The organism is Pradoshia sp. D12 (assembly GCF_008935075.1).
GTDB lineage: Bacteria > Bacillota > Bacilli > Bacillales > Pradoshiaceae > Pradoshia.
Map to the genome: position 1 here is coordinate 3,671,273 of NZ_CP044545.1, position 16,948 is coordinate 3,688,220.

The window sequence follows — 16,948 nt, forward strand, 5'->3', positions numbered from 1 at the left end:
CATTAACATCCGACCACTGCTTTGTGCGGATTTTATGAAGATAAAAGGTGGGGAAATGAGTAAATGTTTGATTAAATAGATATATAATTTTTTTATAATGAGTATTAAAGTTATCTTTATAAAGGACCAAATGAACAATTATAATTTACCTTTGAATTTAACTACTCGCATATTCCTAGAATTACTCTCAATCAATCTTTGTTTTATGCTTTGTAGTGTTGTCTTATTTCCCCATAAAAAATGATTATGGGAAGGCTAAACAAAAGCCTTTCCATAATTATTGTTTAACATTCAAAACTTCACTATCATAACCATTCGGGTTCTTCTCTTGCCACCTCCAAGAATCCCTACACATCTCTTCAATTCCTCTTTCTGCTACCCAACCTAGTTCCTTTTTAGCTTTGGAAGGATCTGCGTAACAGATAGCTACATCTCCTGGTCTTCTATCTACGATTCGATAAGGAACTTGTCTACCTGACGCTTTCTCAAAAGCTTTTACCATTTCAAGTACACTATATCCATTACCTGTTCCTAGATTATAAGCTTCTACCCCACTACTTGACATTACCTTCTCTAGTGCTTTTAAATGTCCCATAGCCAAATCAACGACATGGATATAGTCTCTTACCCCTGTCCCATCTACAGTTGGATAATCATTTCCATATACCTGTAATTCTTTCAACTTTCCAACTGCTACTTGAGTGATATACGGCATAAGATTGTTAGGAATACCGTTTGGATCCTCTCCAATTAAACCACTTCCATGCGCCCCAATTGGATTAAAATAACGCAATAAGGCAATACTCCACGAAGGATCTGCAACGTATAAATCTCTCAAAATCTCTTCAATCATTAATTTTGTTCGACCATATGGATTCGTAGCGCTTAACGGAAATTCCTCTGAGATAGGTACTTGATCTGGCATTCCATAAACAGTTGCTGATGAACTAAATACAAGTTTCTTTACACCATACTTTTTCATCACATCACATAAAATCAATGTTCCAGAAATATTATTATGGTAGTAATGAAGTGGTATAGATACAGATTCTCCCACTGCCTTTAAACCTGCAAAATGGATAACTGCATCAATTTGGTTATTTAAAAAGACTTCCTCAACACCTTCCCTGTTAAGAAGGTCTATTTCATAAAATTTAATGTTTTCACCCGTAAGTTCTTTCACACTAGAAAGTGATTCAGGCTTGCTGTTAGAGTAGTTATCTACAATAATAATATCCTGACCAGTATTCAAAAGTTCTATACATGTATGGCTGCCGATATATCCAGCCCCTCCTGTAATTAATACCGCCACTTGGAAAAACCTCCTCTTGCTAACATTTTTTTCTTACCCGCAATATCTAAAAGAAGATATCCTTAATTATGAGTCTTGGAATCTTCTTTTTAAGCCTCACACAATGTCTCTTTTGATACTTCTCTGTTTCAATAAACCTATAAATTATTCATAGGTTAGTTATTCAAATACTTCCCTATCCGAAAAATACTTGAAATAACTTGTTTTTATTAATAATTTTTGCTTGATGTGATAGTGCATCCCATATAAACCCTAATCTATATTGAAAAGTTGTTCATTGGAAGGTCCTTTCACACTTCATTAAGCAATCATAAGTGATTTGTTAAGCCAAATTAGAGAGCTGTCTCCTTTATTGAAGACCCGATTCCTTTATAAATCTTGTTTTTTTCCGTCTCAATTCTTCCTTTTTAAATTTATGGTAGAGTTTCATCCAATTTTCACCCTTTGATATTCATGACAATCATTAATATAAACTCTCACTATTAGCCATATATAAAAACCCCAAAAGTTAGATTTTAACTCTAACATTTGAGGTCCAGTACACTATTGATATTTAATGTTCTATTTCCTTATTAATCTTAACATTTCTCTTTTTACCTTTGATAATCCCATTCTTACCTTGGAAGGGGATACTATCTTATCGTATTCACTTATAATCGGATTCATATAATTAACGAAGGCTTTAAAATCTTGGTTTTTCAACGCCGTCTTATAGGCAATAAAACTCTCCTTGTAAAGTAATTCCCTTTTCTCATAAACCTGTTTTCTCTTTGAGCTAATATTCTTGCTTGGATTCGTCCTTTTATTCGGACGCCATTCTCCCTTTTTATCCTTTAAATATAATCTATAGGCAAGACCTTCTCTTCTATGACGAATACCACTTGCCTGTGATTGATAAATTTTTTCAGTACTTATCTCGTCTAAATGAACTTTATCTAAGTTATTTTCGATAATCTTTTGTAACAATGGATTCCTAACTACTATAATATTAGTACCCAAGCTTTCCTTCACATACTCTGGTAACCAAGCATCTCCAACTGTGATATCTGCTGTCTCCCCTAATATATCATCACAAAATTCACAAGCATTATATTTAAAAAGTCCGTGTCCCCAATTTGTTGTATATAATTCTTTTGTCGGCTTACTTGCAACTACGGTATTCCCTTCTTTCAAACCCACTACTTCTACTCCGTAATCACTGGCATACCTATCCTCTAGTTTTTTTCTAAAATCAATTTCTTTCAATTGTTCAGGCTCTATCCCCAATTCCCAACCAATCGATTTTGCAAACATATCACTTTTCAAATGACCACATACAAGTGCTATGCAGAACTTGATGCTCTCTTTAATTGCTGTATCCTGATCAGCTAAAAGTCGGATTGACTTTATAAAACAAGGTATTCCAACTATGGCATATCTACCTGGATTACTTTTTACAAATTCCAATACATGTGACATTTCTACTGGATAATATCTTGACTTAGTACCTTTTAAGAGTTCTTCTTCATTATAGGAAATTTGATATTCAAATAATATATTTTTTTCTTCATTACTAGATTTAACATGAATAATTGCGTCTACTAAATCTAATTTTAATAGTTGAGCAGTGATCCACGACCCCATTCCGCCAGAACTTCCATTTTTTCTATAATTTCCTTCCGTTACATATCCTGCATAATTTTTTATAAAAAATCCAGTGAACTGATTAAATGTTGCATTATTTTCCTGATTAAATAATTCGTTACCAATTTCTGTTTCCTTTTTACTCTTATTAGAAAATGGGCAAACTGCCAAAACATCAACATCTATTTCTTCTTTTTCACTTTTCCCACCTAAAAATGGTATATATTTCCCATCTTCGTTCAATTTCATTGACAATGGGGATCCTTGCAAACTTGCACAAACGCCACACCCAATACAATAGTCATTTCTAACTACGGTATCCATTAACTCTTTTATATTTTCGTTCATAATTTCACACCCTTTAATCAAAGTTGAAACTATTCCAATAGGATCAATTATCAAAATAGAAACAGTGTCCTAATTAGCTTTCTTTAAATGTAGTCTATGGAAAATACCAACTAGTATATTAATTACTTTTCTATATATAGATAAAAAAGTTTGTTTTTCAAATTGATTAAATCCAATTACCCACATCATGCATAAATAAATAATTGAATATATAATAATCTTTAAAATTAAAATTATTATACCGTCATTTAGCATTACTCCATTTATCCAAAATCCGATTATAGTAGATAATGAAATTGGCACTGATAAGTATCCAATATTCTTCCAAAAAAGCAGCATATTAAGCCCAACTTTTTGTTGGTAATATATATTCAATAAGATTATATTTCCGATAAATAATGAAAATGCAGTAGCAACTGCAGTACCTAAACCACCAAATTTTATTGATAAAGGAATACTAATTACTATTTTAAAGATAGCAATGAATATTAAAATCATTGATCTAAATCCATGTAAATTTTTCGCCTGCAATATAGAAATCCCAATATTTTGAATCAAAGGGATTATTAGTGGTATCATTATTATCATTGTAATATAAAAGGCTTCTTTATAATCACTACCTGCCCAAAAATTGATAAAGGCTTGTCCAAAAAGAACAAACCCACTTAGAATATAAGCCATTATTATAAATTGTAATCTGCCAAATTTAATCATTATTTTTGTTAACTCTAAATTACCAATGTTATTATCCACCATTACCGAAATTCTAGGTAAAAATATTCCACTAATTGATGTAGAAAACATCATATAGAGGTTTATAAACTGCATTGCGATAGCATAAATCGCAACAGGTGCTGTCCCTGATACTATCCCTAAAATAAACTGATCAGTACTCCAATATATTTTATCAACTATTACACCTATAAAGATAAAAAAGGAATAACCAATAATTTCCTTCATTAAGGTATAATCAAATTTTGCAAAGTAAAAATTAATATTTAAATATTTAAAGCAATAATAAACATTATATATTAAACATAAAATATTTACTAGAGTACTAATAGCAACCATAGCCACAGACCCAAATCCTACTAGCAGGAAGGGGAGCGTTGATAAAGGAATTAATAATGATCGAATTATTGATACAATTTTCGTAACTACAAATCTTTCATATGCTTGCATTATTGATCCAAATATCCCCAAGGGAAAAGAAATTGCAAAGTTAAAAGTTAAAAGTAAAACCATAGTTTTTGCTTTTTCCAATTCATTTTTGTTCAAACTTAATTCAAACATATTATCCATATTGTAATAAAGCATTAAGCCAATAATAATAGTCAATATGCCGATGAAGGAATAAATTATCATGAACATTCCATTAAGTTTGGACTCTTCACCTTTATTTCCTATAGTTCTATTTCGAGCTGTATACCTAACAATTGCATTCCCTAAACCCATATCTAGAATACTAAGATATCCCACTACCGATCCTATAAGGGCGTATAACCCATATTCAGATTGGCCTAAAAGCCTGATCATTACTGGAGTATACAATAGAGCAATAGAAATTGTTATAAATATTGATAAATAAGATAACATTGCTCCAGCTTTAAGTTGATTCAAAATTCAACAACTTCCTTACTTAATTTTATTGTTTGTTTCTACTAATTTATTAATGTCTTCCATAGTTTCTACCAATCTCCTTTTGGCCATCCTATTTTTTTCTATCATTGATGCTTGAATTTCTATATATTCTTGATCTATCTTTTCGATAATTTTTTCGAATTTTCCCTTCATCTCATCATACTTTAAATATCTTATATCTATTATATAATCGCCAAGCCCATATCTATCTCCAATAATTCCCCAATATTTTGTGCTATAAGATAATGCTATAGCTGGTATTTCGCACTGAATAGAAGAAACTACAGGATGCATTCTACTGGAAATTGTAAATAAAGATTGTTGGATATAATCTCTAACCTCGAACGGATACATTTCTTCACTTTTAATGATGATTCTATCGCTATATTTATCTTTTACTAAATTATATAATTCATTTGCTATTAAACGATCATCAACATGTTCAGGCTTTATTACATGTGCAAGTAATACTAAACTCTTATTTGGATACTTATTCATTATCTTATCTATCATAAATAAGTTAAAATCTATCCAGTCTTCCCTATTACCTTCCTTTGAATATCTATAAATCAATTCACTTGGACAATAAGTGATGAATTTCTTACTTTTATCTAATTCTTGTTGTTTTGACAGAGGTAGTAAAGCAAGGTCATCAGTGATTTCTATATTTATCAAACCCAAAGTTTTAAGATAGTTTAGAGTAATAGCATCTCTTGGATATATTCGATCTATATTACTCAAAAGTTTTTTCATTATTGGCTTTCTGAAAGATTTATATGGCCCCATTGTTTGCCCCATCATTACAACTTTAAGTCCAGCCTTTTTTAAAATATTAAACTTAATTGCGTTTAATACTGGACCTTTCCACCCGTAATCTTCTGTATAATCGTCCCCACCTAAAACAACTACTAAATCAATATCTCTAGCTAAATTTGAGAGGACTTTAACTCCGTCTAAACCTGCAAGAATAGTTATATAATTATACCGTGTAATGCCTTCATTAAAAAGAGCGCCCATTTTAACAGGGAAAATCTCATCTATATCAGTAGCTTTTTTTAACCTTTTTATATTTATTTCATTATCGGTTTCTACATAGAAGTTATTTTTAGTTTTTGATATTTTGTTAAAATAACTAATAAAATTTTCTCCCATCATCATTGAGCCATAATTAAATGTGTTTGAACAATTATATATATATATATTCATTTTTTCTCCTTATTAATAATCTTTTTTATAATATAACCTTGTTGAAAAATAAAAAATTTCATAAAAGAGCTGTTAATAAATTTTAAGAATAAATTTTAAGTTAATTTCAACCCTATCTACTAACTTAAAGAAAAATAAAATAATCTATTTAAAACTTTATCATTTTAAATAGATTAAATAATGGACGTACATAAGAACGTAGCGTATTTTTAAATTTAAAGAAGCAAATGATTCCATGAGTAAATCTATATTTAATCATCAAACCAATGATACGTTTTTGAATATCACCATTTTCAAAATAATCAATATTACCACCCAAGATATCATCATTAATCATTTTATTTATCTGTGTTTTGGTTTGTTTTAAACTCATATCGCTGTTTTGGTGAAATAAATTTTCGAGACAATTTACTATACTTCCAATGTACTCATTTTCAACCATATATTTATTTTCGAAATTAAAACTATCATTCTCTATTAGAAATTTTTTCACTCTTTCAAATAACATTTTTTGATTCTCATATAAATCTTTTTGAAAACTACTGGTAAGGGAATTATTATTAATAACTAAATAGTTATAGTAATGATTATTAATAATATTTATATTATTACATACTTTGATGTACTCAAGATTAAACAAAAGATCTTCCCCCATTTTAAGATCTTCGATAAACCAAATGTCGAATTCTTTTAATAATTCGACATTAAACAATTTATTCCACAGAGGATTTATCAAATAATTATTATAAAATTCACCAAATCGGTCTATAAGCTGTTTCTTATGATACACTCCAATAATAGAAGGAGTTACCTGCTGAATATAAGAATTGTTCTTATGATTATTTATTAAATTATAACCACAGATAACTAATTGAATATCTTCGTTTATTGCTTTAACTAATTTTTCAGTCATATCAAAACTTATTGTATCATCAGAGTCCACAAACTGTATATATTTCCCAACAGCATTATTTATTCCGGTATTTCTAGCTATTGAAGGCCCACTGTTTGTCTGATGGATAACTTTTACACGAGGATCCTTTTTAGAGTATTCATCACATAAATTCCCGCTATTATCAGTTGATCCATCATTGATTAAAATTAATTCAAAACATTTAAAAGATTGATTTAAAACGCTGTTAATGCATTTTTCTAAATATTTCTCTGCATTATAAACAGGAACGATTATGCTTACGATAATATTATTAATCATATAATTTTCACATTTTCTCCGTTTAAAATTGTTAATGTAATAATAAGCATTTTTCAACTAATTATATTTACCCAGAATACCTACTTTTTTTCTTTACTAGCCTATTTAATACCCAAATCATTGTAGATACCCATATAAATTCTCTAACGCCATCTACAAAATACGCTCTTGTCCACCACAATAAACTAGGTACTAATATTAAATAAATTGATAAGGACACATATTCTTGTTTAAGAATACATTTTTGTATTTTATTAGAGATTAAAGCAATAAACATCCCAATAAAACCAACAAATATATATCCAAATTTCCCGAAACTATAGAATACTTCACCTAAATATGACCCACCCAAGAATACCTTTATATGATTAGGCCAGTTATTTACATAAACCGTTTTTGGAATTATAGAATCAAGGATTCCACCTATATTAGGGATTACAGTGAATAAACCTGCAAGATAATTTGTACCATACTGATAATCTTTTGTTACTTGAAAAATATCTATAGAATGTCCAAGAGTGATAATTGATCCACCAAACTCTGCTAATATATTAAAAAGTGAATACTCCTTAAAGGAATTACTCGCCATTTCCCCAAGCACACTGATATTATTAATTGATAACATACGAATTTGACCAATAAATGTTAGTGCAAAGCCTGATAAATAAACTAAAACAAAAATTATTATCATTTGTTTTAGTCCCATCCTCTTAATTATCTTCAAATAAATAAATAAAATTGTTATCAAATACATTGTTGGTCTTCCGCGATTTCCTGTCAGCATAAAAATAACTTGATAAATGACAATAATAAATAATATAAGATTAACCTTTTTATTATCTTTATTACCTATCAAAAGCATAATTGCTCCTATTTGAGTGAAATTCGCTATAATACCAATAAAACCATATGTGCCCACATTGTAGGTATCTAAGTAGTTACCATTTATATATAATAAAACTTTATTAATATCAATATATAGCATAGGGAAGATACCAATTAATATTAAGATGGTTCCTATAGACCTTACTACATGTAATTGATCTTTTATTTTTATAACGTCATAACTAAATTCATATTTCTTTCTTTTAAAGAGTATAAGACACATTCCAAAAGTTAAGAATGCATGACAATAAATCGAGTAGCTACTTGCATCTTTAAATGTATTTTCCGTTATGGATAGAAGTGGATTCCACGGGAGGTCTACATTAATATTAAAACCAAAAATTATTGAAATACCCAGATGGGTAATATAGGAAAAAATCATAAATAAGATTGTTAATGAGAGAAACGTTCTTTCTAATATAGCAACGGTAATAACATTGAACAAAAACTGGAATAAGACCAAGAGGGCAAACGGAAAAACCCATTCATCAAATGGGATAACATGTATATACGTAACCAATATCATTATCAATAAGTTTATAAAAACATTGAGTAAGATTAATAGCACCTTTTCGTTTGCTATATTCCTTAAACTTTTACTTTTTCTTAATATATCCATGCTGAAACCCCTAAGCGATTATTTATCTCAAAATCATACTATATCAAAAATAAGAAATTATATAATATAATTTCTTATTTGATTTCTCCTCTTTATTTTTCATCTTGATATACTTTCACATATTTACTACATACACTATCCATATCATATTCTTTATTTTTTAAGGATAACAAAATTTTATCCTTTGACACCGTTATTTGTTTATCCAATACTTTCTTTATTTCATCAGTCCATTCTTCAACCTTAAATGTATTACATCTATAAAATAATCCAGCACCTATATCATTGTTTAGTGGTACTCCTGGTGAAACAATACTTGGTACACCATTAATTTGCGCTTCTAATAAGGACATTGACATTCCTTCTGAAAAAGATGGAACTAAATAAACATCAAACATTCTCATTAATTCCATTGCATTTGTTTTGTACCCTAACATGCAAACATAATCAGACAACCCACATTTGCGAAATGATTCCTTTATTGAGATAAATTCTCTTCCATCACCAATAATAACCAAATAAGCTTTAATATCGTCTTTCTTTAAATCATTAAACAGATTAACTAAGTGTTTTGTATTCTTTTCACCTCCAATATACCCAACATACCCTAATATTTTTCCATCTTTAGGTATGCCAAAAGAGTTAATCAAATCAGCTTTATCAAAAGTCGAACAATTATCTATCTTATTAAGATTTATAAAGTTGGGAATAAATTCATAGGCCTTTCCAAAGGTAGCTCTCCCTGATTTATCTGCACATGTTAGCGTCTTAGTACATAGCAATCTATTAAATACTTTAAATATTGGCTGCAACAGTCTAGTAAGTCTGTTCGCACTCCCATCAAAACTTGATCCATGAGCATGGCCCACTCTAACATTAATGCCCTCAGTTTTAGCGGCTAAGCATGCCAACCATATAAACATTGCGGTATGAACATGTATAGCAAGGTATGGTCCATTTTTTCTAATTACTTCTTTTATACTTTTTATATATTTCAATGGATTAGAGTTAAATAATCTATTTATAACAAAATAACGACTCTCAATCGCTTTTAATTCCTCAATTACTTCTTCTGTAGGTTGCATATAGCAAATAAAATCACACTTAAAACCCCTGGTATAAATTCCCTTCGCAATATTTAAAACTACAGAAGCAATCCCTCCTGAGTTTAAGGAATCAACAACTACTAAAATCCGCTTTTCACCTTCCACATTTTCACTCCTGTAAAATTGATTTTTATCTAAATTAAATTATTAAATAACCACTATTTAGTATCTTTTAATATTTGTTTAAAAATATCAAAATGTACCTTAGCCATATTACCAATATTATATTTTTCAATTTCTTTAATACTATTTTTTGAATGTGCTTCAGACAATTCCCTATCTTTTAAGTATAAATTTATAGCATTAGCTAATTCTGTTTCATTATCAATTGAAACAATCTGTCCACATTCATTATTTTTAACAAGTTCAGTAGCTGCAATACAACCAGATGTTGATATAATTGGGAGACCACAAGCCATTGCTTCATTAATAACCAATCCCCAAATATCTTCTCGAGTAGGTAAAACAAATAAATCAGCCGCTCTATAATACTTTTTTAAGTCATCAAACTTAATAAAGTCTAATATCTCTATATTATGCAAATCTAGTTTTTTTATCTGGTTAAAATAATTACTTTTTTCTTCCCCACCACCAATCAATAACAGTTGAACATCTTTTGGAACATGAGCCCACGCATTAATTAATAAATCAAATCCCTTTCGTGGAATAAATTGCCCAACAGATATTACTACTCTATTGTTTTTAATACCAATTTCCCTTCTTAATTCTTGCTTTTCTTTTATTGAAGCTGGTTTTAAATAAATATCTTCCTTTGTTAAAGATGAAAACGGATAAATATATGTTTGATTAAGATTTGCCCCATAAAACTTTAAATAATTGTTTGTTTCTTGCCCCGAACTCAACCACCAACTTGCACTTCCAATAAAATATCTTTTTATTGCTTTTATTAACGGTTTATCTTTCTTTATCACACCACCATCACTATTTAGAATGAAGGGAATCTTTTTCATTCTAAGTGTTTGTATTGCAAGCATACCAGTAGGTGTACTATATCCCCCGACAATAAATAAGTCGAATTTTTTTTTATCAATCCATTTTATTACGGATGGATTAAGTGCTGAATCTTTACCATAGTTATATCCTTTTAAGTAAATACTCTTAAAATTCCTTTCCTTTTCATTGAACCAATCTTTATTACGGTTTGATGCATTTCTTCGCTCAAATAGTACAGTTAAATCACAGTACTTCCCTAATTCATTAAAAAAATCTACTCTATAGGGCGAAGGAACATTGGTCAAAAAAAGTATTCTCATATATCTCCAACCTTTTATATAAATAATAATTATAAAATCGAAAGTTCATACTAACTCTTACTTAACCTTTCGTACAACTCTATATATTCAATAAATTTTTTGTTCTTGTCAAAGCATTCCATAGCTTGATATATGCATTGTCGAGAATACTCTCCTTTTCCCTTACTCTGTATTTCATTAATACCATTCAGTAAACACTTTAAATTTCCTTTGGGTATGATCAGACCACAATCTGAATTAACACTCTCCACACTACCTCCAGTATCGAAAGTAATAACTGGTGTCCCGCATGCCAGGGATTCAAGGTTTGTTGTAGGAAAATTATCTTCTAGAGTAGGATTAACAAAAACATCTGCAGTGGAGTATATTTCAGCCAGCTCTTTAGTACTATTTGTTCTTGTAATCCCTACTATATTACTTGGAAGATTTTTTAATTGAGCTTCTGACAAACCTACCAAAACTATTATATTATCTGAATTAACTTTTTTTGATAGATCAATAAAGTATTGGAGTCCCTTTCTTTTTTCCCACCCACTTGAAACTCCTAATATGATAAATTTATTATTCAGATTATATTTTTCTCTAAATGTACTATTGGTATGTTTAAATGTATTTAAATCTATACCATTGTTAATTACTTCGACTGGATATTCTTTTAAAAATGATTTTTTAACCAATCCAGCAAGCCATTTAGAAGGAGTCACAATAGTCATATTCCTAACTCCACAAAAAATATTTTTTTTATCATTATAATTTTCTTTCGAACTATCCATAAAAATGCTAGCCGGATAACTATTCTTTTGTGGGCAATTATTACATTCATTTACCCACTTATCACAATTAATATAATCAAAATAAGCACAATGTCCAGTAAATGCCCAACAATCGTGTAAAGTCCAAACAACTGGCTTGTCTGCAATTTTTAGATAATCGAAGAGAATCTCAATATTTAAGTAGTACCCATGTAAATTATGCAAATGAATTATATCTGGATTCAAGTCTTCCAGTTCTTTTATAAATTTTTTAGTAGCATATGTTGAAGAAAATCCATGACGATCCAACAACCTTGTTTTAGCTACATGCATGTAATTGTCGAAATTATTCCCCACTTTAATGACAGTATCACATTCATTTACCTGCCCCCTACCAAAAGCTATATAACTTTCATGTCCTAACTTTTTAAGAATTTTATCAATATCTGTTGCAATCCTACCAGTACTTCCCACACCGTAAACTGAATTAATTTGTAAGACTCTCATTATTTACTCCAAACAACCCTATTTACATAATCAGTATATGATAAGATAATACGAACTACTTTATCCGAAACATTTGGCATACTGTAATCATTTACAAGCCTTAGGGTATTACCTTCTTGCCTATCTAATACCTCTAGCCCTTGTAAGATTCTTTCTTTTTTTAATCCTACCATCATTACAGAAGCTTCTTCCATTGCTTCAGGTCTCTCATGAGCTTGTCTAATATTCAATGCTCTAAATCTCAGAATTGAAGCTTCCTCACTAATTGTACCACTATCACTAAGTACAGCCTTAGCTAATGTTTGTAGTTTCACATAATCATTAAACCCTAAAGGTTTCAATATTTTTACTAATGGATTAAACTCTACTTTTTTAGCTTCAATCATTTTTCTTGTTCTAGGATGTGTACTTACTATCACAGGCAGGTTGTATTTATCAACGATAGAATTCAAACTATCAATCAAATCCAGAAAATTTCTTTCTGAATTTATATTTTCTTCCCTATGAGCAGAAACTACAAAGTATTTACCTTCTATTAAATCAAGCCTATCTAAAATATCCGATTTCTCAATATCAGCTTTTCTTGAATTTAAAACTTCAAACATTGGGCTTCCAGTTTTAATTATACGATCAGAAGGGAATCCTTCTCTCAGAAGATATTCTCTCGCTATATCACTATAAGTCAAATTAATATCTGCTGTATGATCAACGATTTTACGGTTCGTTTCTTCTGGTACCCTTTGATCAAAACATCTGTTTCCTGCTTCCATATGGAAAATTGGAATATGTCTTCTTTTTGCAGCAATTGCAGTTAAACAACTGTTGGTATCACCCAATACTAATAATGCTTCTGGCTTTACTTCTTCAAATATTGGGTCAATCTTAATAAGAATATTACCAATAGTCTCGACGGCAGTTCCTGTTGCTGCATTTAAAAAGTAATCAGGTTTTCTTAAATTAAAATCCTTGAAAAACACTTCATTTAATTCATAATCATAGTTTTGACCAGTATGGACAAGTACATGCTCGACGGCTTCTGATTCTTCTAATTTATGAATGACAGCAGATAATCTAATGATTTCCGGGCGCGTTCCCACTACTGTCATGACCTTTAATTTTTTCATATTTTAAACCTCCACAAAATATGTATCCGGATGTTCAGGATCAAACAATTCATTCGCCCACATCACCGTTACCATATCTGTTGTTCCTAAATTTTCAATATTATGTGTATATCCGACTGGAATATCGATTACTTCCAATTTGTTACCATCAACAAAATACTCTATTACATCATCCGTATCAATTTTTCTAAATCGAATAACACCTTCTCCACTTACCACCAAGAATTTCTCATTTTTAGTATGATGCCAATGGTTTCCTTTAGTTATACCAGGCTTAGATATATTAATAGACACTTGTCCCCGATCGGGTGTTTTAATAAATTCTGTAAAAGATCCTCGTTCATCAATATTCATCTTTAATGGGTAGGCAAACTGATCTTCTGGTAAATAGCTGAGATACGTACTATATAATTTTTTTACAAATGGATTACCTAGGTCCGGAACTAGACGTTCATCCCTACTTCTTTTGAATGTCTGAATTAAATGAACAATCGTGCCCAATAATTCTTTATGTTTTACAGGAACTTCATAGAATTGACCGTTTTTTGTTCCCTCGGTTAATGCATAGATTAACTCTTCTACTACATCGTCAATATAAACTAATTCTAACTCTACTTTTGGGTCGTTGACGGTAATAGGTAAATCACGAGAAATATTGTAACAAAACGTTGCAATAGCACTGTTATAATTTGGTCTACACCATTTTCCGAAAACATTTGGGAAACGGTAAATCTTCACTTCTGCACCTGTTTCTTTTGCATAATCAAACAAAATATCTTCTCCGGCTTTTTTGCTCTCGCCATATGGATTCGATAATCTAGCTTGAATAGAAGATGACATCATAACCGGACATGTATTTTGATATTTTCTTAGTGTCTCTAGTAGAGTAGATGTGAAACCATAATTCCCTTCCCTAAATTCCGAAATATCCATTGGCCTATTGACCCCAGCTAAGTGGAAGACAAAATCAGCTTGTTCACAGTATGTCTCAAAAATTTGTACATCAGTATCACGATCTACTTCAAAAATATTAGTGTATCCACAATTTTTTAATTCGATGACTAAGTTTCTGCCAATAAAACCTTTGGCACCAGTTACCAGTATATTCATCTTGTTTGCCATTTCTCTAGCTCCATACGAACATACTCCAATTGCATTAATTTCCTCTTAATCTGTTCTATAGATAGACGTTCAGTATTATTTGAATTATATTCTCCCTCAATTGAAAGCTGGTGATCGCCTTCAACAAAATACTTATCATAATTTAAGTCACGATTATCAGCTGGTACTCGATAATATCCACCCATATCAGTTGAAACAACTTTTTCTTCACGAGTCAGTAAAGTTTCAAATGATTTTTCACCGTGTCTAGTTCCAATTACTTTTATTTCGTTATCTACTTCAAATAATTCTTTTAATGCCTGTGCTAAGTCTCCAATTGTTGAAGCTGGAGATTTTTGAACCATAATATCTCCTGCCTGAGCATTTTGAAAAGCAAAGACAACGAGTTCAACTGCTTCTTCTAAACTCATTAAGAATCGAGTCATAGAAGGGTCTGTTACAGTCAATGGTTGTCCGTTTTTAATTTGCTCTATAAATAATGGAATAACTGAACCACGTGAAGCCATTACATTTCCATACCGAGTTCCACATATTAGTGTTTGCTCTGGATTAACCGTTTTTGCTTTTGCCACAAATACTTTTTCCATCATTGCCTTTGAAATTCCCATTGCATTTATTGGGTAAGCTGCTTTATCAGTAGATAGGCATATAACCTTTCTGACGCCATATTCGATAGCTGCTGTTACCACATTATCAGTTCCAATAATATTCGTTTTTACTGCTTCCATAGGAAAGAATTCGCATGACGGTACTTGTTTAAGTGCTGCTGCATGAAAAATGTAATCAACTCCATACATAGCATTTTTAACACTTGCTAAGTCTCTTACATCACCTATATAAAATTTAAGTTTGTCATTTTTATAGAGTTTACGCATATCATCTTGTTTTTTCTCGTCACGAGAAAAGATACGTATTTCTTTAATATCTGTGTTTAGGAACCTTTCCATTACGGCATTTCCAAAGGAACCTGTTCCTCCAGTAATTAATAAAGTTTTATTTTCAAACATGGTCATACCTCACTTTTTAAAATGACTCTCTAAAATTTCAACCGAACGCAATACATTATAATGATCCTCAATATACTTTCGACCATTGTTACCCATAATATTTAATCTATTAGATTTAGACATTTGTTTAGCTTTTTTTATAAAATCCTTTATATCACCGGACCAAGCCCACACACCATAATCCGTATTCTCTATCAAATCTTTAAGGTCTGTCACCTCATCTGTAGCTGCAATTACTGGCTTTGAGTACTCCATATAGGAAAGGATACGCGAAGGATAATTTGGAATAGTAAATCTAGGGTCTAATACGATTAATCCTATATCACACTCTTTAGTAATTTGTTCATATTCATTCCTTGGCAAGTTTTCAATTACAAGCGCATTAGTAATCTCATTTTCTCTAATAGTCTGCTCCAATTTATATCGGTCTGTTCCCCTTCCAATAAAGAGGAAGTACATATGCTTTTCATTTTTACATTCTTTTATTGTTTCACATAATAAGTCTATATACTGTGGTCTTCCCATATTTCCACCAAAAAGAAAAACCCGTGCATTATTAGGTATTCCATACCTCTTCCTCATTATGAAATCCTTTGGTTTTATATCATTTGTTAACTTTTTAGTATTAGGGAATAGCTCTACCTTTGACGAATCAATCCAAGGATTGTGTTCTAACAAATATTCCTTATTCGCGTTAGACATACAACCAATGAAATCTGCAGTTTGTAATAACTTTTTTTCCTTTCTTCTGAAAAAACGGTATAATATACTACTTTTTTTTATGATTCCTATATCTACTGCATTTTGTGGAAAAATATCTTTGAGCATTAAATAAGCCGGACAGTTAAACTGCTTCTTTGCCCATGCAACTAATGAAGCAATAGTCACTGGAGGAGATTCAAATAAGATAAAGTCGAACTCTCTTTCTCCTAAAAACTTTTTAATCCCTTGCCTCATAAGAACTGGAATCTTTAAGGTAGTAATTCCTTTTTCTATAAACCCTACATCATAATAATTTCCAGTAACTATACGAAGAACTTCGAAACCTCTTTCTTTTTTCATTTCTGTATACTGTTTATTTCTCACTTGTTCTGACACAGCCACAGTAATATCATGACCTGCTTCATGTAAAGTTTCTGCTAAATCAGTGTAAATTGTAGCTCCTTTATCTGGTTCCGGAAATGATGTTGCAATATATAAGACCTTCAA

Annotated in this window: 13 protein-coding genes; all 13 read right to left on the reverse strand. The window is 30.6% G+C overall.

What is annotated here, in order from left to right:
• Nucleotides 1–277: 277 nt before the first annotated feature.
• A complete protein-coding gene (gene galE, locus F7984_RS17645; protein WP_140461845.1) occupies nt 278–1,312 on the reverse strand; it encodes a UDP-glucose 4-epimerase GalE in 1,035 nt (344 codons plus the stop codon).
• Nucleotides 1,313–1,873: 561 nt separating this feature from the next.
• Nucleotides 1,874–3,283 carry a Coenzyme F420 hydrogenase/dehydrogenase, beta subunit C-terminal domain gene (locus F7984_RS17650; RefSeq protein WP_140461846.1) on the reverse strand — a complete coding sequence of 470 codons (1,410 nt, stop codon included), beginning with the start codon at nt 3,281–3,283 and terminating at the stop codon, nt 1,874–1,876.
• Between the two features lie 69 nt (nt 3,284–3,352).
• Nucleotides 3,353–4,903: an oligosaccharide flippase family protein gene (locus tag F7984_RS17655; RefSeq protein ID WP_140461847.1), complete on the reverse strand. Its 1,551-nt coding sequence runs from the start codon at nt 4,901–4,903 to the stop codon at nt 3,353–3,355.
• 15 nt (nt 4,904–4,918) lie between these two features.
• Nucleotides 4,919–6,082 carry a polysaccharide pyruvyl transferase family protein gene (locus tag F7984_RS17660; protein ID WP_192796823.1) on the reverse strand — a complete coding sequence of 388 codons (1,164 nt, stop codon included), beginning with the start codon at nt 6,080–6,082 and terminating at the stop codon, nt 4,919–4,921.
• A 196-nt stretch (nt 6,083–6,278) separates the two neighbouring features.
• Nucleotides 6,279–7,343, reverse strand: a complete 1,065-nt coding sequence (locus F7984_RS17665; RefSeq protein ID WP_225983630.1) for a glycosyltransferase family 2 protein — start codon at nt 7,341–7,343, stop codon at nt 6,279–6,281.
• 67 nt (nt 7,344–7,410) lie between these two features.
• Nucleotides 7,411–8,847 carry an O-antigen polysaccharide polymerase Wzy gene (gene wzy / locus F7984_RS17670; RefSeq protein WP_140461849.1) on the reverse strand — a complete coding sequence of 479 codons (1,437 nt, stop codon included), beginning with the start codon at nt 8,845–8,847 and terminating at the stop codon, nt 7,411–7,413.
• Nucleotides 8,848–8,939: 92 nt separating this feature from the next.
• On the reverse strand, nt 8,940–10,058 hold the full coding sequence (locus F7984_RS17675) for a glycosyltransferase (protein WP_140461850.1): 1,119 nt from the start codon (nt 10,056–10,058) through the stop codon (nt 8,940–8,942).
• 53 nt (nt 10,059–10,111) lie between these two features.
• On the reverse strand, nt 10,112–11,227 hold the full coding sequence (locus F7984_RS17680) for a glycosyltransferase family 4 protein (protein ID WP_140461851.1): 1,116 nt from the start codon (nt 11,225–11,227) through the stop codon (nt 10,112–10,114).
• Nucleotides 11,228–11,277: 50 nt separating this feature from the next.
• Nucleotides 11,278–12,486 (reverse strand): glycosyltransferase family 4 protein, encoded by a 1,209-nt coding sequence (locus tag F7984_RS17685; RefSeq protein WP_140461852.1) that lies wholly within the window; start codon nt 12,484–12,486, stop codon nt 11,278–11,280.
• Nucleotides 12,486–13,610, reverse strand: a complete 1,125-nt coding sequence (wecB, locus tag F7984_RS17690) for a non-hydrolyzing UDP-N-acetylglucosamine 2-epimerase (RefSeq protein ID WP_140461853.1) — start codon at nt 13,608–13,610, stop codon at nt 12,486–12,488. The genes F7984_RS17685 and wecB overlap by 1 nt, the downstream gene beginning before the upstream one ends.
• Nucleotides 13,611–13,613: 3 nt before the next feature.
• A complete protein-coding gene (locus tag F7984_RS17695; RefSeq protein WP_140461934.1) occupies nt 13,614–14,720 on the reverse strand; it encodes a capsular polysaccharide biosynthesis protein CapF in 1,107 nt (368 codons plus the stop codon).
• Complete coding sequence (locus tag F7984_RS17700; RefSeq protein ID WP_140461854.1) at nt 14,717–15,739, reverse strand: polysaccharide biosynthesis protein; 1,023 nt, start codon at nt 15,737–15,739, stop codon at nt 14,717–14,719. Before F7984_RS17700 ends, F7984_RS17695 begins: the two co-directional genes overlap by 4 nt.
• A gap of 9 nt (nt 15,740–15,748) precedes the next feature.
• On the reverse strand, nt 15,749–16,948 hold the full coding sequence (locus F7984_RS17705) for a glycosyltransferase family 4 protein (protein WP_140461855.1): 1,200 nt from the start codon (nt 16,946–16,948) through the stop codon (nt 15,749–15,751).

What these genes read in the sequence shown, in the direction of transcription:
- F7984_RS17650 (WP_140461846.1), bottom strand. Translation starts at nt 3,283, where the DNA reads ATGAACGAAAATATAAAAGAGTTAATGGATACCGTAGTTAGAAATGAC.
- F7984_RS17660 (WP_192796823.1), bottom strand. Translation starts at nt 6,082, where the DNA reads ATGATGATGGGAGAAAATTTTATTAGTTATTTTAACAAAATATCAAAA.
- F7984_RS17665 (WP_225983630.1), bottom strand. Translation starts at nt 7,343, where the DNA reads ATGATTAATAATATTATCGTAAGCATAATCGTTCCTGTTTATAATGCA.
- wzy (WP_140461849.1), bottom strand. Translation starts at nt 8,847, where the DNA reads ATGGATATATTAAGAAAAAGTAAAAGTTTAAGGAATATAGCAAACGAA.
- F7984_RS17680 (WP_140461851.1), bottom strand. Translation starts at nt 11,227, where the DNA reads ATGAGAATACTTTTTTTGACCAATGTTCCTTCGCCCTATAGAGTAGAT.
- F7984_RS17685 (WP_140461852.1), bottom strand. Translation starts at nt 12,486, where the DNA reads ATGAGAGTCTTACAAATTAATTCAGTTTACGGTGTGGGAAGTACTGGT.
- wecB (WP_140461853.1), bottom strand. Translation starts at nt 13,610, where the DNA reads ATGAAAAAATTAAAGGTCATGACAGTAGTGGGAACGCGCCCGGAAATC.
- F7984_RS17695 (WP_140461934.1), bottom strand. Translation starts at nt 14,720, where the DNA reads ATGAATATACTGGTAACTGGTGCCAAAGGTTTTATTGGCAGAAACTTA.
- F7984_RS17700 (WP_140461854.1), bottom strand. Translation starts at nt 15,739, where the DNA reads ATGTTTGAAAATAAAACTTTATTAATTACTGGAGGAACAGGTTCCTTT.